The sequence below is a fragment of the Nonomuraea longispora genome (genome assembly GCF_004348345.1).
Taxonomy (GTDB): Bacteria; Actinomycetota; Actinomycetes; order Streptosporangiales; family Streptosporangiaceae; genus Nonomuraea; species Nonomuraea longispora.
Genome location: NZ_SMJZ01000093.1, coordinates 1 through 18,346, shown reverse-complemented (window position 1 = coordinate 18,346; position 18,346 = coordinate 1). Strand labels below are relative to the sequence as shown.

At 73.5% G+C, this 18,346-nt stretch carries 21 protein-coding genes; 7 read left to right on the top strand and 14 right to left on the bottom strand.

The features are described from left to right. The first annotated feature begins 64 nt into the window (after positions 1–64). Complete coding sequence (locus tag E1267_RS46575; RefSeq protein ID WP_246064186.1) at positions 65–649, top strand: VOC family protein; 585 nt, start codon at positions 65–67, stop codon at positions 647–649. On the opposite strand, the gene E1267_RS23525 is transcribed toward E1267_RS46575, so the two are convergent. The 6 genes from E1267_RS23525 to E1267_RS46570 all read right to left on the bottom strand — a co-directional run bounded on the left by E1267_RS23525 (position 538) and on the right by E1267_RS46570 (position 5,197). Then, the gene (locus tag E1267_RS23525; protein WP_132334983.1) at positions 538–1,482 is read right to left on the bottom strand and encodes a sulfite exporter TauE/SafE family protein; all 945 of its coding nucleotides are present in this window, start codon (positions 1,480–1,482) and stop codon (positions 538–540) included. The genes E1267_RS46575 and E1267_RS23525 overlap by 112 nt on opposite strands. 124 nt (positions 1,483–1,606) lie before the next feature. Beyond that, on the bottom strand, positions 1,607–2,317 hold the full coding sequence (locus tag E1267_RS23520) for an SDR family oxidoreductase (protein ID WP_132334981.1): 711 nt from the start codon (positions 2,315–2,317) through the stop codon (positions 1,607–1,609). 65 nt (positions 2,318–2,382) lie between these two features. Further along, complete coding sequence (locus tag E1267_RS23515) at positions 2,383–3,123, bottom strand: SAM-dependent methyltransferase (RefSeq protein ID WP_132334979.1); 741 nt, start codon at positions 3,121–3,123, stop codon at positions 2,383–2,385. Between the two features lie 45 nt (positions 3,124–3,168). Further along, a complete protein-coding gene (locus E1267_RS23510; protein ID WP_132334977.1) occupies positions 3,169–3,963 on the bottom strand; it encodes an ABC transporter permease in 795 nt (264 codons plus the stop codon). Beyond that, positions 3,960–4,844: an ABC transporter ATP-binding protein gene (locus E1267_RS23505; RefSeq protein ID WP_246064184.1), complete on the bottom strand. Its 885-nt coding sequence runs from the start codon at positions 4,842–4,844 to the stop codon at positions 3,960–3,962. Before E1267_RS23505 ends, E1267_RS23510 begins: the two co-directional genes overlap by 4 nt. Further along, complete coding sequence (locus E1267_RS46570; protein ID WP_246064182.1) at positions 4,841–5,197, bottom strand: hypothetical protein; 357 nt, start codon at positions 5,195–5,197, stop codon at positions 4,841–4,843. Before E1267_RS46570 ends, E1267_RS23505 begins: the two co-directional genes overlap by 4 nt. Before the next feature lie 64 nt (positions 5,198–5,261). Between E1267_RS46570 and E1267_RS23500 the strand changes: the two genes are divergently transcribed. From E1267_RS23500 to E1267_RS23490, 3 genes are read left to right on the top strand one after another with little or no spacing between them, the layout of a single operon-like run. After that, positions 5,262–5,663 (top strand): GntR family transcriptional regulator, encoded by a 402-nt coding sequence (locus E1267_RS23500; protein WP_132334973.1) that lies wholly within the window; start codon positions 5,262–5,264, stop codon positions 5,661–5,663. Then, positions 5,660–6,790, top strand: a complete 1,131-nt coding sequence (locus tag E1267_RS23495; RefSeq protein WP_132334971.1) for a DUF1648 domain-containing protein — start codon at positions 5,660–5,662, stop codon at positions 6,788–6,790. Before E1267_RS23500 ends, E1267_RS23495 begins: the two co-directional genes overlap by 4 nt. Positions 6,791–6,850: 60 nt before the next feature. Further along, positions 6,851–8,251 carry a pyridoxal phosphate-dependent decarboxylase family protein gene (locus tag E1267_RS23490; protein ID WP_132334969.1) on the top strand — a complete coding sequence of 467 codons (1,401 nt, stop codon included), beginning with the start codon at positions 6,851–6,853 and terminating at the stop codon, positions 8,249–8,251. A 33-nt stretch (positions 8,252–8,284) separates the two neighbouring features. On the opposite strand, the gene E1267_RS23485 is transcribed toward E1267_RS23490, so the two are convergent. From E1267_RS23485 to aceE, 5 genes are all read right to left on the bottom strand, one after another. Continuing rightward, positions 8,285–9,118, bottom strand: coding sequence for an AraC family transcriptional regulator (locus tag E1267_RS23485; protein WP_132334967.1), 834 nt, complete (start codon positions 9,116–9,118; stop codon positions 8,285–8,287). 22 nt (positions 9,119–9,140) lie between these two features. Continuing rightward, positions 9,141–9,329: a hypothetical protein gene (locus tag E1267_RS23480; protein WP_132334965.1), complete on the bottom strand. Its 189-nt coding sequence runs from the start codon at positions 9,327–9,329 to the stop codon at positions 9,141–9,143. Next, the gene (locus E1267_RS23475) at positions 9,326–10,450 is read right to left on the bottom strand and encodes an epoxide hydrolase family protein (protein WP_132334963.1); all 1,125 of its coding nucleotides are present in this window, start codon (positions 10,448–10,450) and stop codon (positions 9,326–9,328) included. Before E1267_RS23475 ends, E1267_RS23480 begins: the two co-directional genes overlap by 4 nt. 115 nt (positions 10,451–10,565) lie before the next feature. After that, positions 10,566–11,171, bottom strand: coding sequence for a bifunctional 4-hydroxy-2-oxoglutarate aldolase/2-dehydro-3-deoxy-phosphogluconate aldolase (locus E1267_RS23470; protein WP_132334961.1), 606 nt, complete (start codon positions 11,169–11,171; stop codon positions 10,566–10,568). A gap of 73 nt (positions 11,172–11,244) precedes the next feature. Next, a complete protein-coding gene (gene aceE / locus E1267_RS23465) occupies positions 11,245–13,704 on the bottom strand; it encodes a pyruvate dehydrogenase (acetyl-transferring), homodimeric type (protein WP_132334959.1) in 2,460 nt (819 codons plus the stop codon). Between the two features lie 109 nt (positions 13,705–13,813). Here aceE and E1267_RS23460 point away from each other — a divergent pair, with 109 nt between their 5' ends. Then, on the top strand, positions 13,814–14,359 hold the full coding sequence (locus E1267_RS23460; protein WP_132335001.1) for a GntR family transcriptional regulator: 546 nt from the start codon (positions 13,814–13,816) through the stop codon (positions 14,357–14,359). Positions 14,360–14,369: 10 nt separating this feature from the next. Here E1267_RS23460 and E1267_RS23455 read toward each other — a convergent pair whose 3' ends face one another. From E1267_RS23455 to E1267_RS44520, 3 genes are all read right to left on the bottom strand, one after another. Further along, positions 14,370–14,825, bottom strand: coding sequence for a MarR family winged helix-turn-helix transcriptional regulator (locus tag E1267_RS23455; protein WP_132334957.1), 456 nt, complete (start codon positions 14,823–14,825; stop codon positions 14,370–14,372). Then, the gene (locus tag E1267_RS23450; protein WP_165959750.1) at positions 14,818–16,104 is read right to left on the bottom strand and encodes an FAD-dependent oxidoreductase; all 1,287 of its coding nucleotides are present in this window, start codon (positions 16,102–16,104) and stop codon (positions 14,818–14,820) included. Before E1267_RS23450 ends, E1267_RS23455 begins: the two co-directional genes overlap by 8 nt. Positions 16,105–16,295: 191 nt before the next feature. Continuing rightward, positions 16,296–16,448: a hypothetical protein gene (locus E1267_RS44520; RefSeq protein ID WP_165959749.1), complete on the bottom strand. Its 153-nt coding sequence runs from the start codon at positions 16,446–16,448 to the stop codon at positions 16,296–16,298. 100 nt (positions 16,449–16,548) lie between these two features. Between E1267_RS44520 and E1267_RS23445 the strand changes: the two genes are divergently transcribed. Both E1267_RS23445 and E1267_RS23440 read left to right on the top strand, forming a co-directional pair. After that, the gene (locus tag E1267_RS23445; RefSeq protein WP_132334953.1) at positions 16,549–17,523 is read left to right on the top strand and encodes a hypothetical protein; all 975 of its coding nucleotides are present in this window, start codon (positions 16,549–16,551) and stop codon (positions 17,521–17,523) included. 84 nt (positions 17,524–17,607) lie between these two features. Then, complete coding sequence (locus E1267_RS23440; protein ID WP_165959748.1) at positions 17,608–18,345, top strand: class I SAM-dependent methyltransferase; 738 nt, start codon at positions 17,608–17,610, stop codon at positions 18,343–18,345. The last annotated feature ends 1 nt before the right edge of the window (position 18,346 follow it).

The following is an 18,346-nucleotide window of genomic DNA, read 5'->3' as shown; positions in this document are numbered from 1 at the left end:
GTGACCGGTTCGACGCGTAGGCGAAAGGACGGCGACGCCGTCCCCCCGACCTCGGAGGAAGACCATGCAGAAGATCACCACCTACCTGTGGTTCGACGACCAGGCCGAAGAGGCCATGGTCACGCTCGAACTGGCGGGCCGGCGCTTCCTGGCGCTCGACGGCGGCCCCCGGTTCCGCTTCACCGAGGCGATCTCCCTGTACGTCGACTGCGCGTCGCAGGAGGAGGTCGACGAGCTGTGGGCCAGGCTCACCGAGGGCGGCGAGGAGTCGGAGCGCGGCTGGCTGAAGGACCGGTGGGGCCTGTCCTGGCAGATCGTGCCGCGCGTGCTGCCCGAGCTGCTGACCGATCCCGACCCGGCCAAGGCCCAGCGGGTCATGAAGGCGAATGGGCATGCGGAAGATCGACATCCGGGCGTTGAAGGAGGCCGCCGGGCACTGTTGACGAGGCCGGGCCGGCCGCCCTGGCGAGGGCGAGCATGGCGGGTCAGCACCGCGGCCCGGCCCTCTCCGGAGGGCCGGCCCCGGGGGCGCGGGCCTCAGGCGGAGGCCGTCTCCTCCTTCGTGTCCCCCGTCTTGCGCCGCAGCTCGGCCTCGATCGCCTCGACCGACTCGCCGGCCTTGTCGCGACGGTATTCGCGCACCGAGTAGGCGATCGCGGCCGCCCAGATCAGGGCGATGACCACGTAGGAGACCGTCTGCACCGCGCCGGGGGCGTCGAGCCAGTCGCTGCGCAGCAGGGTGCGTACGTTCGTCAGCACGATGATGCCGCCCACGGCGGAGCCGAGGATCCGGGGCGGGATGTGACGGACCAGCCAGGCGGCGATGGGCGCGGCGATGACGCCGCCGATCAGCAGCACCACCACCCAGGAGAAGGTGATGTTCTCCGAGCCGAGCCCGACGAAGAAGCCGACGCTGGCGGCGATGGCGATCAGGAACTCGCTCGCGTCGATGGAGCCGATCACCTTGCGAGGGGCCAGGCGGCCGCTGGCCAGGATCGCCGGTGTGCCGACCGGCCCCCAGCCGCCACCGCCGGTGGCGTCGACGAAGCCGGCCACCAGCCCGAGCGGCGCCAGGAACCTCTTGCGCAGCGGCTTGCCCAGGTTGCCGCGCGGCAGCCCCATGACGGTGAAGCGGACCAGGATGTAGGCGCCCAGCGCCAGGAGGATGATCGACATGACCGGCGCGGCGACCTCGGTCGACAGGCTGGACAGGAACGTCGCTCCGGCGAAGGCGCCGACCGCCCCCGGGAACCCGATCTTGGCGACGACCTTCCAGTCGACGTTGCCGAAGCGCCAGTGTGAGAGGCCGGAGACGAGCGTGGTGCCGATCTCGGCGAGGTGCACGGTGGCGGAGGCCGCGGCAGCGTTGGTGCCGACGGCGAGCAGCAGCGTGGTCGAGGTGACACCGTAGGCCATGCCCAGGCTGCCGTCGACGAGCTGGGCCACGAACCCGACCAGCCCGAGCAGGATCAGCGCTCGCACAATCCCCTCTTTCCCGATCATTCCTACTGTACAAGTAGGAATAGTCTCTACGAGTTCCCCGATCGCGTCAAGGCGTGACAGATCAGCAACCGAGCAGCCCGGCGGGAACGGGCGGCATGGGCCGCTACGAGGGTGAAGGGATCCCGGGATGAGCGCCGGAGGCCAGACGCTCGGCGCGTCGGGTGACGGCCGCGCGCCACTCGGCCGGCGTCACGGTGAAGCGGCCCTCGCGCACCGCCGCCAGCGCCGCGTCCGCGACGTCCGCCGGCTCCTCGCCCTGGTGCATCATGGCCGTCCGTACGGCACCAGGGCACAGCAGCGTCACCCCGACCGGCGTGCCGTCGAGCGCCAGCGCGGTCTGCTCGGCCAGGGCGACCACGGCGTGTTTCGAGACGGGATAGGCCCCGCCGCCGGGGAACGTCACCAGCCCGGCCAGCGACGCCGTGATCAGGATGTGCCCGGGCCGCCCTGAGTCGAGCATCCTCGGCACGAAGGCGCGCAGGCCGTTGCGCACGCCGCCCACGTTCACGGCGAACACCCTGTCCCAGTCGTCGTCGGCCACCTCCCACGGCACGCCGACATCCCCGCCGACGATGCCCGCGTTCAGGCACACCAGGTCCGCGCCGGGCGCGGCGTCGGCGAGCGCCTCCATCGCCGCGGGATCGGCGACGTCGGTGGGCACGGCGTCGGCTCCGATCTCGGCGGAGGCGGCGGCGAGCCCGGCCGCGTCGATGTCGGCGAGCACGACGTGCGCCCCCTCCGCGCGCAGGGCGGCGGCCAGGGCCTTGCCGATGCCGCCGCCGGCACCGGTGACGACGGCGTGGGTGATGTTCATGGCCTTCTTTCCGGGGATGATTGTCGTGACCTTCTCACCGTTCCCGCGACGGCCGGGCACGTGACTCACACCGGCCGCAGCAGGAGGGTGACGAAACCGAGGACGTCGCGGTAGCCGTCGAGCCACACGGCGCGGTGGTCGCGGGCCGCCGCCAGGGCGGCGTCACCGTCGGAGCCGGGGTGGTCGAGCGCCCAGTCGGTCAGCGAGCCGGTCCACGACCATTCGTAGACGTCCCACTCCGCGCGGGTGCTGGTGTGGGCGTGGACGGTGGCGTAGCCGGTCCGCTCGGCCCGCTCCACCGTACCCGAGAGGTCGGCGTACTCGTCGGGGCCCGCGTCGAGCAGGGCCAGGATCTCGGGCGAGGGTGTCGTCTCCCAGAAGCCCTCCCCGACGAGGGCCCGCCCGGCGGGACCGAGATGGCGGCGCATGGCCTGCAGCGACCCGGTCAGCCCGCCGAAGGCGTGGGTGGCGCCGACGCACAGCACGAGGTCGTACGGCTCGGAGCCGGTGTGGCCTGCGGCGGTGGTGTGGTGCAGGCGCAGCCGGTCGGCCACGCCTCGGGCCGCGGCGCGCTCGGCGGCGGCGGCGAGCGCGGCCTCGGAGACGTCCACCCCGTCGGCCGTCGCCTCCGGATGGAGCTCCAGGGCCCTGATGATCCATTCGGCCTCTCCGCAGCCGAGGTCGAGCACGCGGGCACGCGCCGGCAGCCGCGCCCGCCGCAGCAGGCGCTCGAGTGCGTCGTCGCTGACGGGGGCGGCGATGGGATGGTCGCGGTGTGCGAGGTGACTGATCAGGTGTCGAATCATCCCGGAGGATTATGCCGGAGCACCCCGCGGCCCACGCACCATTTTTCAGGTGATGTCCCTGCGCAGCGGGGCCGCGACGGCGGCGAGCGCGGCCAGCGCCGCGTACCCCACGAGGACGGCGCCGCCCAGCGAGGCGGGCAGGAGCGTGCCCGCCGCCTGGCCGGTCTGGGCGGCGACGGCGTCGGCCAGGTAGGTGAAGCCGGTCAGCGCGGCGGTGGCCCCGCCGGGAAGGTAGGGATAGAGCGCCTTGACGCCGGGCACGAGCATCAGCGCGGTCTCGACGACGTAGAAGTACGAGCCGAGCACGACGAGCGCGGCCACCTGGTTGCGGAACAGGGCGCCGAAGCCCACACCCAGCAGGGTGTAGACGCCCATGGTCACCGCGATCCTGACCAGCAGGGCGAGCACCTCACCGGGAGGGAGCCCGAGCGTGGAGCCCTTGGCGGCGGCGGCCGTGAACAGCCCCGCCCCGGCCACGACGGCGGTGATCGCCCCGTAGGCCAGGCCCGCCCCCGTGAACGTGACGATCTTTGCGAGCAGTGCGGTCCATCGCCTGGGCGCGTACAACATCGTGGTGGCGATCGTGCGGTGGCGGTGTTCCGCGGCCACCGCCGACGTGCCCAGCAGCGCGGGCACGAACGCGAGCAGCCCGAGCACGCCGAGCACCACGCGGGTGCCCTCCGCCGTGTGCAGGCCGGGCAGCGGCGGGTCGAAGTTCTCCGGCCCGATGAAGGCGAGCAGCGCGGTGAACGCGCCGCTGCCGATCGCCGCGAGCACTGCCCACCGCCAGAGCCTGGCGCTGGTCAGGCGGTGCCATTCGGCCAGGACGAGAGCGCTCATGCCGGTCCTCCGGTGAGGTCGAGGTACGCCTGTTCGAGCGTGGGACGTACGGGGGTGATCTCGTGCAGGAGGATGCCGTGGGAGCTCGCCTCTGCGGCGATGCGGTCGGCCGGCAACCCGTGGACGAGCAGCGTGTCCGTGGCCGTGCGCTCGACGGTGACCCCGTCGCCGGACAGGAGCGCGCTCAGGCCGTCGGCGCCGGGTGTGCGGATGAGCACGCCGGGCGCGGCGTACAGGCCGGTCATGGGGCCCGCGACGGCGAGCCGGCCCTCGCGGATCACCACCACGCGGTCGGCGAGCTGCTCCACCTCGCTCAGCACGTGGCTGGAGACCAGGACCGCGCGGCCCTGCGCGGCCAGTTCGCGCAGGAAGCCCCGCAACCACGCGTTGCCCTCGGGATCGAGGCCGTTGGCGGGCTCGTCGAGCAGCAGCACGCTCGGGTCGCCGAGCAGCGCGGTCGCCAGGTGCAGGCGCTGGCGCATCCCGGTGGACAGACCGCGGGTGGGACGTCCCGCGAACGGCGTCACGCCGGTCAGGTCCATGACCTCCTCCGTGCGATGCCGGGGAAAGCCGCCCATCCGCGCGTACACCCGCAGGTGGGCGCCGGCGGTGTGGTCGGGGTGGAACCCGGAGGTGTCGAGGACGGCGCCGACGGTCGCGGCCGGGCGGCGCAGGGCGGCGTAGCGCACGCCGCCGATGGTGGCGCTGCCGGTGTCGGGGGCGACCAGGCCCAGCACCATGCGCATGGTGGTGGTCTTGCCCGCCCCGTTGGGGCCGAGAAAGGCGGTGACCTCACCCGGCGGCACGTCGAAGCTCAGGTCGGTGACGGCGGCGACGGGGCCGTACGTCTTGCCGAGCCCGCGCACCTCGACGGCGGTCACGCCGCCGCTCCGGCCAGTCTGCGCCGGACGTCGTCGGCGCCTTCCAGGCTGAGCACCAGCTCGTCGACGCCGTCGATGCGCCGGTCGAGCACGATGCGCAGGCCGGGCTCGCCGCGCCGGGCGCACACCAGCCGCCTGACGCCGGTGACGCCCGTCCACGTGCCGACCTTGAGCAGCCCGCTGACGAGGAGGCCCGCGCGGATGCCCCTGGCCTGGGCCAGCGGCTTGGCCACGGGCACGACCTCGCGGATCGCCTCCAGCGGGATGTCCGTGCGCGCCCGGCGGACGCAGAGCCGCGTCCACTGGTCGTAGCGCACGGTGAGCGTGGTCGGGGTGATGTCGAGGGTGAACATGGGCGAGCTCCCATCGTCGATGCGCCATCTGTTCTATTAGTTGTATATCAGATAGGCTCTCAGTGTGAACCTGCAGCTCGATCTCGACAGCGAGATCCCGATCTACCAGCAGATCCGGGACCGGGTCGTGGAGGCGATCGCCAGGGGCGAGACCGTGGAGGACGACCCGCTGCCCTCCACCCGCCGGCTCGCGGCCGACTTCGGGATCAACTTCCACACCGTCACCAAGGCGTACGACCTGCTCAAGCACGAAGGCGTCATCCGCGTCAACCGCAAGAGCGGCGCGGTCGTCAGGCGCGATCCCTCCTCCGGCCCGCCGGAGCACGGCTTCGTGGCGGACTGGGAGGAACGGGCCCAGGTGCTGCTGGCCGAGGCCATCGTGCAGGGCCTCGGCCACGACGAGGTCGTACACCGCTGCCGGACCGTGTTGTCGGGATTCCGAACCGAGGAGAAGACGAAGGCATGACCCTGCCCATCGCCACCATGCTGGCCACGATCGCCCTGGTCACCGGGTTTTCGCTGGCCCTGCCCGCGCTGACGAGGCCGACGATGCCGTTCGGGGTGCTGGTGCCGCACGGCCACGTCGGCGACCCGCAGGTGATCAGGCAGCGCCGCGTCTACACGAGGCTGGTGCTCCTCGCCGCCCTCTGCGCCACCGCGGCCGGCGTGCCGCTCGTGACCTCCGGCCGGGGCGCCGGCGTCGTCAGTGCCCTGGCCGCCGTGCTCGGCGTCGCGGACCTGGCGCTCTACGTGCTGGCCGGCCGCAGGCTCCGCGCGGCCAAGCGTGACGGACGCTGGCAGGAGGGCCTGCGCCCGCGCGTCGCCGTGGACACCACGTTCCGCACCGACCCGGTGCGCGTGCCCTGGGCGTGGGCGCTGCCCGCGCTCGTGATCACGCTGGTCACCGCCGGTGTGGGCGGGTGGCGGTACGGCTCGCTGACCACGCTGCCGGCCTTCGCGGGCTATGGCGTCGACCCGGCCGCCCCGCCCCGGGCACTCACGCCGTCCGCCGCGTTCGAGCCGGTGTTCGTCCAGGCCGGGATCACCATGCTCCTCCCCGTGGTGACGCTGCTCATCCTGCGCGCCCGCCCCGACCTCGACGCCGCCCGCCCCAAGGGCTCGGCCCGGAAGTACCGCGTCTACCTGCGCGGCATCGCCAGGCTGACGCTGGCCGGCGCGGCCTGCCTCAACCTCGGGCTGCTGGTCGCCGCCCTGCAGTTGTGGCGGCTGGTCCCGCCGTCGCCCGCCTGGTGGATCGCGACGTACGCCCCGCTGGTCGTGCTGCTGGTCGTCCTGGTCGTCCGGGAGATCCGGGTCGGCCAGGGCGGGCACCGGCTGCCGGACCTGCCCGGAGAGGACGCCGAGGACACCCGCGCCACGCAGCGCGACGACGACCGCCGCTGGTTCCTGGGCGGCACCGTCTACCTCAACCGGCAGGACCCGGCGGTGCTGGTGCCCGCCAGGATCGGCGCGACCTGGACGCTCAACCTCGGCCACCCCGTCACGTGGGCCGTGCTCGGCGCGCTGGCGGTGCTGGGACTGCTCGCGCTCACCGGGGTGATCGACCTGCCCCAGCGGGAGAACCTGTTCTGACGGCCGAGGTGCAAGAACGTCCAATCCTCACTCTTGCCTCATTCCCTACCGTGTCCGGGCATGAGCACCCAGCAGGAACGTCACACCGCACTCCCCCTGGACCTGGCCCCGCACGCCGTCGCCGAGCTGGGCGGGCAGGCCGTCGATCTCATCGTCCGGCAGGTCGCCGGACTCCCGGACGAACCCGCCAGCGACTACGGCGACGCCGCCAGTCTGGTCGCGCTGCTGCGCCGTCCGCCCGCCGGCGAGCCCGGCGACTTCGGCACGCTGATCGAGACCTTCCGCCAGGCCGCCTCGCAGGGCGTCAACACGGCGGGCCCCGGCTACCTGGCCTACTTCCCCGCGGGCGGCCTCGTCTCGTCGGCCCTCGGCGAACTGCTCGCCCAGGTGGCCAACCGCTACACCGGCGTGGCGCAGACCGCGCCCGCGCTCGTCGCGATGGAGGAGAGCGTGCTCACCTGGATGGCGGGGCTGTTCGGGCTGCCGTCCGGCGCGTGCGGGCTGATCACCACCGGCGCCTCGCAGGCCACCCTGTCCGCGGTGGTGGCCGCCCGGCACGACCGGCTCGGGCCCGCGTTCGGCGACGGCACGGTGTACGTCACCGAGCACACGCACTACAGCCTGGCCAAGGCCGCCCAGATCGCCGGCCTGCCCGCCGAGCGCATCAGGACCGTCCCCACCACCGCGGACCTGCGCATGGACGTCCGAGAGGCGACTCGCATGATCGCTGAGGACCGCGCGGCCGGGCTGCGCCCGTTCCTGCTGGCGGGCACGGCGGGCAGCACCAGCACCGGCACCGTCGATCCGCTCGCGGACCTGGGCCGGCTGGCACGCGAGCAGGGACTGTGGTTCCACGTCGACGCGGCCTACGGCGGCGGTTTCCAGCTCACCCGGCGCGGCCGGGAGCGGCTCGCCGGGATCGAGGAGGCCGACTCGCTCACGTTCGACCCGCACAAGAGCCTGTTCCTGCCGTACGGGACGGGCGTGCTGCTCGTACGCGAGCCGGCCGTGCTGCGCGCCGCGCACGCCGGCGGCGGCCGGTACCTCCAGGACCTCCACGAGGTGGACGGGCTGCCCGACTACGGGCACCTGGGCGTGGAGCTCACCCGGGAGTTCCGCGGCCTGCGGGTGTGGCTGCCGCTGCACCTGCACGGCGTACGGGCCTTCGAGGAGGCGCTGGACGAGAAGCTCGACCTGGCCGGGAAGGTGCACCGGGAGTTGTCCGCCGATCCGCGCCTGGAGGTGCCGTGGCGGCCGGACCTCAGCGTGGTGCCGTTCCGCCTGCGAGGTTCCGACGACGCCAACCGGCGCCTTCTCGACCGGATCAACGCCACGCGCCGGGTCTACCTGTCGAGCACCACGCTGGACGGGGCGTTCTACCTGCGCCTGTGCGTGCTCAGTGTCCGCACCCGAGCCGAGCGGGTGGAGGAGGCGCTGCGCGTCATCCGCGCGGCCCTCTGACGTACGGCCCTCTGACGTACGGCCCGCCGCCGCTCACGCGCGGCCCCTGGCCGGGCGGCCCGCCAGCACCCCCCGCTGGTAGGCGCCCGGGGTCACCCCCACCATGCGCCGGAAGTGCCGGGACAGGTGCGACTGGTCGCAGAACCCCACGGCGGCCGCCGCCTCCGCCGGAGGCGTGCCCCGTTCCAGCAGCTCGCGGGCGCGTCTGACCCGCAACTGGACGACGTAGGCGTGCGGCGGCAGCCCGTACGCGCGGCGGAAGGAACGCAGCAGCGCGAACGGCGCCGCGCCCGCGGCGACCGCCAGCCGGCCCAGGTCGGGCGGGTCGGCCAGGGACTCGTGCAGCAGCTCGCGGGCCCTGGCGGCGACGCCCCGGCCGGCCGCCGCCGGCCGCCGCCGTGGTCCGCGGGCGGCGTACGCGCCGATCAGCCGGGCCATGACGACGCGCAGCAGCGAGTCGGCGGCCAGCCGCTGCCCCAGCTCGGCCGCGCGGTGCGCGGACAGCAGCATCGCGCACGCGCGCTCGTCGGCGGCCGACCAGGTGGTGAACGACGGAGGTTCGTCGCCGGCGCCGGCCTCGTCGGCGATGGCCGCCAGCTGGTCGGGCCTCGGGTAGAGGACGCGGTAGGTCCAGCCCTCGGGCGTGCGCGCCCGCCCGGTGTGCACGACGCCCGGGTCGATCATGACGACCTCGCCCGCGCCGGTGTACCGCGGCCCGTCGGGGAAGGCGATCTCCTCCAGGCCCTCCTCGACGACGCCGATCGCGTACGTGTCGTGGCTGTGCCGGGCGAACCGGTCGCCCGTGAAGCGGGCCCGCATCAGGTCCACGCCGCCCCACAGCGGCTCCCGCCAGTACCGCACGCTCATGCGCACACGGTATCGGGCGCGCTCACGTCCCGGCCCGCCACGTGAGCGCGGCGGCGACCGCCGCGGCCGACATGACGACGGCGGAGACGGCCGGCGCGTGGGTCGTCCCGTAGTTGGGGCCGGCGACATCACGGCGGACGGCGGTCAGGAGCCGGCCGGCGACGCCGCCAGGCGGCCATGACGGCCGGGGCGGGTGGGAGCGCCTGCTCAACGCACGGTCGCGAAGAACGCGCGTACGTCGGCGGTGAAGGTCTCCGGCTGCTCCAGCGCGGCGAACGTGCCGCCCCGTTCGTGCTCCACCCAGCCGACGATGTTGTTGTCGCGCTCGGCGAAGCGGCGGATCGGCCGCAGGATGTCCTTCGGGAACACCGAGATGGAGGTGGGCACGGTCGCGGGCTTGAGCTCCCATTCGACGCCGGTGTCCGTCTCGGTGTCGGGCGTCTCGGTGAAGGATCGCGCGGCCGAGCCGGCGGTGTTGGTCAGCCAGTAGAGCATGACCGTGGTGAGCAGCCGGTCGCGGTCGATCCCCGGCTCGATCTCCGTGTCGCTCCACTCGTGGTAGACGCCGGCGAACCAGGCCAGCAGCGCCACCGGCGAGTCGGCCATACCGTAGGCGAACGTCTGCGGGCGGGCCGACTGGATGAGCTTGTACGCGTACTGCTCGGTCATGTAGCTCTCGCGGAAAGCCAGCCGCTCCTGCTCGGCCTCGCTCAGCCCGTCGAGCTCGCCGGGCGCCCCGATGGGGAAGCAGATGATGCCGTTGCCGTGCATGCCCGCGACCCGTTCGGGGGCGAGGATGCCGACCTCGCGCGAGATCCACGTGCCCCAGTCGCCGCCCTGCACGCCGAAGCGCTCGTAGCCGAGCCGGGTCATCAGCTCGAGCCAGGCGCGGGCGATGCGGGTGGAGCCCCATCCGACCTCACGGGTGGGCCCGGACAGGCCGTAGCCCGGCAGCGACGGGATGACCAGGTGGAAGTCGCGGCTGAGCGGCTCGATCACGTCGAGGTATTCGACCGGGGAGCTGGGCCAGCCGTGGGTGATGAGCAGCGGCAGCGCGCCGGGGTCGGCGGAGCGCACGTGCAGAAAGTGCACGCGCTGCCCGTCGATCTCGGTGACGAACTGGTCGTGCCGGTTGAGCCCGGCCTGTGCCGCCTCCCAGTCGTAGCCGGTGCGCCAGTACTCGACGAGGCGCTTGAGGTGGTCGAGGGGCACGCCGAGGCGCCAGCCGTGGCCGGGCGCCTCGTCCGGCCAGCGCACCCGATCGAGCCGCGCGCCCAGGTCGTCGAGGTCGGCCTGGGCGGTTTCAAGGCGGAAGGGCCGGATATCGGTCAAGGTTCCTCCATGCTGAAGCGTACGCTGTACCGTACGTCATACGGTTCGTGGTGCGCAAGCCGTGGAGCGTTCCAACATGAGAATGGCGGCGGAACGACCGCCGGGGACAGCGGTCTCAGGCGGGGATGCTCGCGCGGAGCCTGGCCAGCGCCTCGTCGTCGTTGAGCGCCGAGCCCACGGCCACGGCGCGGCACCCCGCGGCCAGGAAGCCGGCCGCGTTACCGGCGTCGATGCCGCCGGTGGCGACGAACCTCACGGAGGGGAACGGCGCGAGCTGGGCGGTGATCCAGCCCGCCCCCAGTTGCTTGGCCGGGAACGCCTTGAGCCAGGTGAAGCCGTGCGTGAGGGCCGCGGCGATCTCCGTGGCGGTCGCCACGCCCGGCAGGTGCGGCAGCCCGAGGCGGCGCGACCCGGCGACGACCTCGGGATGCAGGCCGGGCGCGACCGTGAACGCCGCGCCCATCTCGTGCACCGCCGTCAGCTGGGCGGCCGTGGTCACCGTCCCCGCGCCGACGCTCTTGCCGCGCCCCTTCGCGGCCTCCACGGCCGCCCTCAGTGAGGGGAGCGCGCTGGAGGTCTGCACGGGCACCTCGATGAGCTCGACCCCGAACTCCCACGCCCGCTCGCACATCGCCACGGTGGCATCGGGGTCGAGGTTGCGGAAGATGCCGAGGATCGGGACGCGGTCGAGGTGCCGGCCGAAGAACTCATCGGCGTCCATGGATGTCTCCTCCTCGGGCGATCACGGCATTCCGCAATATATCGAACGGCCTGGACGGACCAGGCGGGCGGCCCTACTCCTCGACCGCCTTGAGCACGGCGTCCGCGATCGAGCGCGGGTCCACCCCGAAGTGGCGGCGTACGTCCTCCCGCGGGCCCGACAACCCGAACCCGTCGGTGCCGAGCGAGGTCCACGGCCGGTCGATCCAGGGCAGGATCTGGTCGGGCACCGCTCGCATCCAGTCGCTGACCGCGATCACCGGCCCGCTCGTCCCCGCCATGGCCTGCCGCAGGTAGGGCACGCCCGTCGCGGTCATGGCCTCCCGGCGCAGCTCGCTCCACGAGGTGACCGACCACACGTCGACGCCGACGCCGTACTCGTCCTCCAGCAGCCGCTGCGCCTCCAGCGCCCAGTGGATCGCGGTGCCGCTGGCCAGCAGGTGAGCGGCGCCGCCGCGGGCGGAGTAGCGGTAGATGCCCTTGACGATTCCCTCCTCGACCTCCTTCTCGCGGCCTTCGGGCAGGCCGGGCTGCGGCTTCGGCTCGTTGTAGAGGGTCAGGTAGTAGAACACGTCCTCGGCCTCCGCGCCGTACATGCGCCTGAGCCCGTCACGCACGATCACCCCCACCTCGTACGCGAAGGCGGGGTCGTAGGCCAGGCACGCGGGGTTGGTCGAGGCGAGCAGCGGGGAGTGCCCGTCGGCGTGCTGCAGCCCCTCCCCCGTCATCGTGGTGCGGCCGGCGGTCGCCCCGATGAGGAACCCCCGGCCGAGCTGGTCGGCCAGGGCCCACATCTGGTCGCCGGTGCGCTGCCAGCCGAACATCGAGTAGAAGATGTAGAAGGGGATCATCGGCTCGCCGTGGGTGGCGTAACTGGACGCCGCGGCGGTGAACGACGCCATCGACCCCGCCTCCGTGATGCCCTCGATGAGGATCTGCCCGTCGACCGCCTCCTTGTACGACAGCAGCAGCTCCCGGTCCACGGCGTCGTAACGCTGGCCGTGGGGCGAGTAGATCTGCGCGGTGGGGAAGAGCGACTCCATACCGAACGTCCTGGCCTCGTCGGGCACGATCGGCACCCAGCGCCGCCCGGTCTCCGGCTCCTTCATCAGGTCCTTGACCAGCCGGACGAACGCCATCGTGGTGGCCACCGGCTGCGCCGAGCCCTTGGCCAGGCCGCGGAAGGGCCGCTCGCCGGGCTGCGGCAGCGGGCGGTGGGAGACCGCGCGCCGGGGCAGCGGCCCGCCGAGCGCGGCGCGGCGCTCGGCGACGTAGCGCGCCTCGGGCGAGCCGGGGCCGGGGTGCAGGTAGGGCGGCAGCTCGCCGTCGAGCGCCCCGTCGGGGACGGGCAGGCCGAGCCGCTCGCCCATGACGCGGAACTCGTCCTGCGTGAGCTTCTTCATCTGGTGGTTGGCGTTGCGCGCCTCGACACCGGCGCCGAGCGTCCAGCCCTTGACCGTCTGGACGAGGATCACGGTGGGCGCGCCGGTGTGCTCCATGGCCTTGCGGTAGGCGGCGTACACCTTGCGCGGCTCGTGCCCCGCCCGCGAGCCGCCGACGATGCGCCGCAGGTCCTCGTCGGAGTGCGGCACGTCCAGGCCGTGGAACAGGTGCTGCCTGATGTAGGCCCCGGACGAGGCGGCGTACGTCTGGAACTGGCCGTCCGGCACCTCGCCGAGCCTGGCCACCAGTTCGTCGGAGCCGAGCAGGCTGTCCCACTCCTGGCCCCACAGCGCCTTGACGACGTGCCAGCCCGCGCCCATGAAGACGCTCCCCAGCTCCTGCACGACGCGGGAGTTGCCGCGGACGGGGCCGTCGAGCCGCTGGAGGTTACAGTTGATCACGAAGGTGAGGTTGCCGAGGCCCTCCCGTGCCGCCAGCGTGAGTGCGGCGGTGGCCTCGGGCTCGTCCATCTCCCCGTCGCCGAGAAAGGCCCAGACATGGCTGCGCGAGGTGTCCTTGATGCCGCGGTTGTGCAGGTAGCGGTTGAACCTCGCCTGGTAGATCGCGTTGAGCGGGCCGAGCCCCATCGACACGGTGGGGAACTGCCAGAAGTCCGGCATGGCCCTCGGGTGCGGGTAGGACGGCAGGCCGCCCTCGGGCTCGCGGCGGAAGAGGTCGAGCTGCTCCTCGCTCAGCCGTCCTTCCAGGAAGGCGCGGGCGTAGATGCCGGGAGAGGCGTGCCCCTGGAAATACACCTGGTCGTTGCCGGCGTGGAAGAAGTGGTTGAACCCCACCTCATAGAGCCACGCGGCCGAGGCGTAGGTGGCCAGGTGGCCGCCGAGCCCCAGCTTGGCGCCACGGGTGACCATGGCGGCGGCGTTCCACCGGTCGTAGGCCGCGACACGTTCCTCCAGGTCGAGGTCGCCGGGATAGGCGGGTTCCTCCGCCGTGGGCACCGTGTTGAGATAGCGCGTGCTCGTGGCCAGCCTGCGCAGCAGGTAGCCGGCCCGTTCGGGACCGGCCTCCCGCCGGACCGCCTCGAGCGACTCGAGCCATTCGGCGGTCTCCTGAGGATCCAGATCTCTCTGCATGCTTCCATTAAACACCCTATGATCGATCATATGATGAGAGGATTTCTCTGTGGAGCCTGTGGCGCGGCCGCCGCTGCGTGACGAGATCCGCGACGTGCTGGTCGAGGGCATGATCAGCGGCCGCTGGGGGCCGGGCGACCGCATCGTGGAGCGCCGCCTGGCCGCCGAGCTCCAGGTCAGTCAGGCCCCCGTCCGCGAGGCGCTGCGCGAGCTCGAAGCGCTCAGGCTGATCGAGTCCGCACCCAACAAGGGCGCGCGGGTCCGCGGCTTCACCCCGGCCGACCTGCGCGAGGTCTATCAGGTGCGGGCGGGCCTGGAGGAGACCGCCACCCGCCTGGGCGGCCCGTCCGTCCCCGCGCTGCGGGCGCACGTGGCCCGCATGCACGAGGCGGCCGCCGCCGGCTCGCTCGACGGCCAGGTGCGCCACCTCGTGGGCTTCCACCGCGAGATCGTGACCGCGTCCGGCAACGCGGTGCTGGCCTCGGTGTGGGAGTCGCTGGGCATCGAGGTGTGGACGCACGTCTCGATCCGGCTGTTCAGGATGCGGCCGCACGAGAACGCCGCCGATCACGAGCCGCTCGTCGAGGCCTTCGACCGCGGCGACCCCGAGGTCGGCCGACTGCTGCGCGACCACGTGCTCGGCTACGCCCCCTGACCGCACGGGGTCACGCCAGGGTGTCGCGGACGACGCGCAACATCCGCGACAACTCGGCGGCCTCGGCGGCGGACAGGCCGATGGCCTCCGGCGCGTTGAACTCCTCCACCTCGGGCTGCGCCCGGGCCAGCAGTTCGCGGCCCGCGTCGGTGATGCGCAACCCGGTCCTGCGCCCGCGGCCCCCTGGCCCGTCGCGCTCGACCAGGCCGCGCTTCAGCAACGACACGAACAGCTCGTTCATGCTCTGCGGGCGCACCATGATCGCGCGGGCCAGCTCGGCCTGGGTGAGGTCCTCGCCGGAGGCGAGCGTGGCCAGCACGCCGAACTGCGTCGGGGTGAGCCCGACCGAGGCGAAGAGAGCGGTGAAGCCCCTGGCGACGACGTGGGAGGTCCGGATCAGCTCCCACAGCGGCAGGTCGGGCTCACCGTCGGGCCAGGCCCCGTAGCCGGGCCCCCGCTCAGGCAACGCGGGCCCCGCTCATACGACGGCCGCGGGCGGCCGTGACGCCGCGGCCGAGCCGGGCGGCCGTGGCGAGAGCGGGCAGGCTCAGCCGGGCCAGCCCCGTGCCGACCGGACCGGCGAGCCGGTGCACCCAGCCGAGCGGCTGCATCGAGGTGCGGATCGCGTCGCCCGCGTAGGCGGCCATCGCGCTCTGGTAGCGGTGCACGGCCATCGGGATGGTGGACTCCCCCGCGTACGCGCGAGCCAGCTCGCCGGCCAGCAGCCCGGCGTCGCGGATGGCGGTGGCCGCGGCCCGCCCGCCAGTGGGCGGCATGGCGTGCACGGCGTCACCCAGCGCCGTGACGGCTCCGGCCGGCCAGGGGGTCAGGTCGGCGTCGGGGTCGGCGGCGTGGAAACGGAAGTGCGCCACCGTGTCCGGGTCTCCCGCGCGGACGAGCGCGCGCACCCGCCCGTCCCAGCCGTCGAGCAGCGTGCCGGTGACCCGCGTCAGGCCCGCGCCGTCGAGCTCGCGCGGCCTGCCGGGCAACCGCCCGTCGGGCGCGAGGAGCCCCCAGACGAGCGCGGGCTCCTCCAGGACGGCGGGCACCCGGGTACAGGAGGCGGGGTCGACGACGGCGCCGCCCGCCGGGTCGTGCACGGTGACGAACATCCCGATCCCGCCCGGCCCGAAGGCCAGCGCCGGACCCTCGGCCAGCAGCCCGGGGACGAGCGGGCGGGTCCGCCCGTCGAGCGGGGTGCGGCCGGCGATGCCGCTCACCCCGGCGGGCGCCGACGTCGGGCGGCCGGCCAGCGCCGCGGCGACCCGCGAGCCGACGCCGTCGGCCCCGACGAGGAGGGCGCCCCGGTCGGTGCTCCCGTCGGCGAAGTGCGCCGTGACCGTGCCGTCCGCGTGGGTGCGGTGGCCGGTGTACTCGGCGCCGAACCTCAGCGCGCCGTCCAGCCCATGGGCGAGGAGCCGGCGCAGCGGGATGCGGCCGATCATGAGTGTCTCGGCCGTGCGCTCGCGCGGCTCGGCCGACAGCAGCCGCATCCGGTGGTCGGTGACGGCGAAGCGGCGGAACGCCTGCCACCCCGCCGAGCTGCCGAGGAGTGCCTGGTAGTGGTCGGGCGTGAGGTGGCGGGCCAGCACCGCGCAGGCCAGGTCGTCGAGATGGAGCCGGTAGCCGCCGGTCGCCTCGATCGCGTCGTCGCGCTCGTGGACCGCGACCTCGATCCCCGTGCGCCGCAGCGCCTGGGCGAGGGTCAGCCCGCCCATGCCGGCCCCGATGATCAGCACCTTCATGTCCGCTCCCTCCGTCAGGCACCTGATATATGAATAAGGTACCTGATACTTGAGGGTCCTGTCAGGCCGCCCCCGTTCCCGCGGGCCGCTCCGCCAGGCGACAGGCCACCAGATGGCCGGGTTCATCGTGGGAAAGGTCCAACCCTGCGGCCCGGCTTTGTCAGCTGGAACAGCCGGGCCCGCCGCGGGTTTCAGCCGGGCAGCCGGTGCGTCCGCCGGCCGCCGAGCAGCGTGCCGACGACCTCCATGTCGCGCAGCGCCGCCGGGGCGACGTCCGAGGTGTCGGTCGCGGTGATCACCAGGTCGGCCGGGTCGCCCGGCCGCGTCCGGCACCGCGCGAGCACCGGGGCGGTCGTACGTCCGCCGCGCCCGGGAACGTGTTTCCCCGAAACAGGTCCCGAAGGAGGACGCGAGTGAGGCGGGCTCCGTGAGATGATCAAGATCATGACTGATCTGCCTGGCTCAGGGATCGCCGGTCGAGCACAGAGCGCCCCACCGGCGGGCACGGCCTTAGGCGCAGGCGCCGGCCGGGCCGCGGCCGCGGCCAGCGTCGGGCAGATCGCCGGTCTGCGCCCGCGCCGCGGCCCGCAGGACGCGGGCGAGGTGCCCGGCGCCGACGTCGACCTGCTCGACTCCCTCGACCCGCTGACCTGGCGCACGGTCGCGGCCTGGCTGCGGGAGCGGCCGTCGGCGGCCACCAGGCAGGTCCGCCTGCGGGTCCTCGCCGCGTTCCTGCGCTGGCTGCGCGAGGCCGAGCCGTCCGTCGAGCTGCTCGCGGTCACCGGAGCGCACCTCGACACCTACTGCGACGCGGCGCGCGCCGGCGCCCTCACCATCGGCGTACGCGTGCCGGGCAAGCCCCTGGCCAGCGCGACGGTGAACAGGAGGCGAGGCGTGCTGTCCTCCTTCTACGCCTTCGCCTGGCGTTCCGGCTCGGTACGCCACGACCGCGTCGCCGCTCCCGGCACCGGCGTGCTCACCCGCGAGGACCGGCGGCTGCTGCGCCAGGGCGTCGCCCGGCTGGCCGCCGGCGGCCGGCACGCCGAGGCCGCGGCCGTCGCTCTGCTGGACGCCACCGGCGCCGCCGCGGACGCCCTCGCCGAGCTGACTTTCCAGGACCTGCACCCGGTGGCGGGGGACGACCTCGCCATCGTGACCGTGCACGACAGCCGCGGGGACATCGTGGCCTTCCCGGTGCCGCCTCCGGCCCGGCCACTGTTGGAGGCGCTGTCGTCGGATCGGGGTCCCGGCGAGCCGCTGCTCCGGCGGGACGACGGGCGCCCCGTGGACGTGGAGTGGCTGAGGGACGCGCTGGCCGAGGCCGCCCTCGCCGGCGGCATCCCGCGGCAGCGGGCGAAGCTGCTGCACCCGTACATGTTGCGGGCCATCACGGCGGCCGACCGCTCCCCGATGACCTGACCGCGCTCTGGTAAGAAGGCGGTTATCGACGACGAAAGGGCGCATATGACTGCGGAGCGGGTGCAATCCAGGGTCTTCGGAGAAGTGGCCGACGCATACGACAGGGTCCGTCCCGCCTACCCGGACGCCCTCGTGGACGACGTCCTGGCCTACGCCGGGCTCGGCGGCGCGCCGGCCGTCGAGGCGGGCGCGGGCACGGGCAAGGCCACGGCGATGTTCGCGGCCCGCGGCACCGACCTCACCCCCGTCGAGCCGGACGCCGCGATGGCCGCGGTGCTGAACCGGCGGCTGGACGGACGGCCCGACGTGCGCGTCGTCGTCTCCCCGTTCGAGGAGTTCCGGCCCGACCGGGCGTTCGGCCTGCTGTTCAGCGCCCAGGCCTGGCACTGGACCGACCCGGAGCTCAGGTGGCGCAAGGCGGCCGAGGTGCTCGCCCCGGGAGGCGCCGTCGCCCTGTTCTGGCACTTCGACATGCTCAAGGACCCCGCGGTGCTGGACGCGGCGCTCGCCGTCTACCGGGCGCACACGCCGCACATCCTCCTGGACACCGAGTTGCCCACCGAGTCGTCGATCGAGTCGTCGCGCTGGTGGCTGGAGCTGGAACGGCAGGACGCCTTCCATGATCTGTCGGCCCGGCTCTACCCGTCGGAGCTCACGTTTCCCGTCGCCGACTACCTCACGCTGCTCGGCACCCGCTCGGCCATCCGGATGCTCCCCGAGGACGTACGCGCCGGCCTGCTCGGCGCGCTGCGCGACGTCTTCGGCGACCAGGTGACGCTCAGCGTGACGACCGCCCTCTACCTCGCCCGCCGCACCCCGTAGC

What these genes read in the sequence shown, in the direction of transcription:
- E1267_RS23445 (WP_132334953.1), top strand. Translation starts at nt 16,549, where the DNA reads ATGACTGATCTGCCTGGCTCAGGGATCGCCGGTCGAGCACAGAGCGCC.
- E1267_RS23520 (WP_132334981.1), bottom strand. Translation starts at nt 2,317, where the DNA reads ATGAACATCACCCACGCCGTCGTCACCGGTGCCGGCGGCGGCATCGGC.
- E1267_RS23470 (WP_132334961.1), bottom strand. Translation starts at nt 11,171, where the DNA reads ATGGACGCCGATGAGTTCTTCGGCCGGCACCTCGACCGCGTCCCGATC.
- E1267_RS23490 (WP_132334969.1), top strand. Translation starts at nt 6,851, where the DNA reads ATGAGCACCCAGCAGGAACGTCACACCGCACTCCCCCTGGACCTGGCC.
- E1267_RS23450 (WP_165959750.1), bottom strand. Translation starts at nt 16,104, where the DNA reads ATGAAGGTGCTGATCATCGGGGCCGGCATGGGCGGGCTGACCCTCGCC.
- E1267_RS23495 (WP_132334971.1), top strand. Translation starts at nt 5,660, where the DNA reads ATGACCCTGCCCATCGCCACCATGCTGGCCACGATCGCCCTGGTCACC.
- aceE (WP_132334959.1), bottom strand. Translation starts at nt 13,704, where the DNA reads ATGCAGAGAGATCTGGATCCTCAGGAGACCGCCGAATGGCTCGAGTCG.
- E1267_RS46575 (WP_246064186.1), top strand. Translation starts at nt 65, where the DNA reads ATGCAGAAGATCACCACCTACCTGTGGTTCGACGACCAGGCCGAAGAG.
- E1267_RS23515 (WP_132334979.1), bottom strand. Translation starts at nt 3,123, where the DNA reads ATGATTCGACACCTGATCAGTCACCTCGCACACCGCGACCATCCCATC.
- E1267_RS23460 (WP_132335001.1), top strand. Translation starts at nt 13,814, where the DNA reads ATGATCAGCGGCCGCTGGGGGCCGGGCGACCGCATCGTGGAGCGCCGC.
- E1267_RS46570 (WP_246064182.1), bottom strand. Translation starts at nt 5,197, where the DNA reads ATGTTCACCCTCGACATCACCCCGACCACGCTCACCGTGCGCTACGAC.
- E1267_RS23485 (WP_132334967.1), bottom strand. Translation starts at nt 9,118, where the DNA reads ATGAGCGTGCGGTACTGGCGGGAGCCGCTGTGGGGCGGCGTGGACCTG.
- E1267_RS23510 (WP_132334977.1), bottom strand. Translation starts at nt 3,963, where the DNA reads ATGAGCGCTCTCGTCCTGGCCGAATGGCACCGCCTGACCAGCGCCAGG.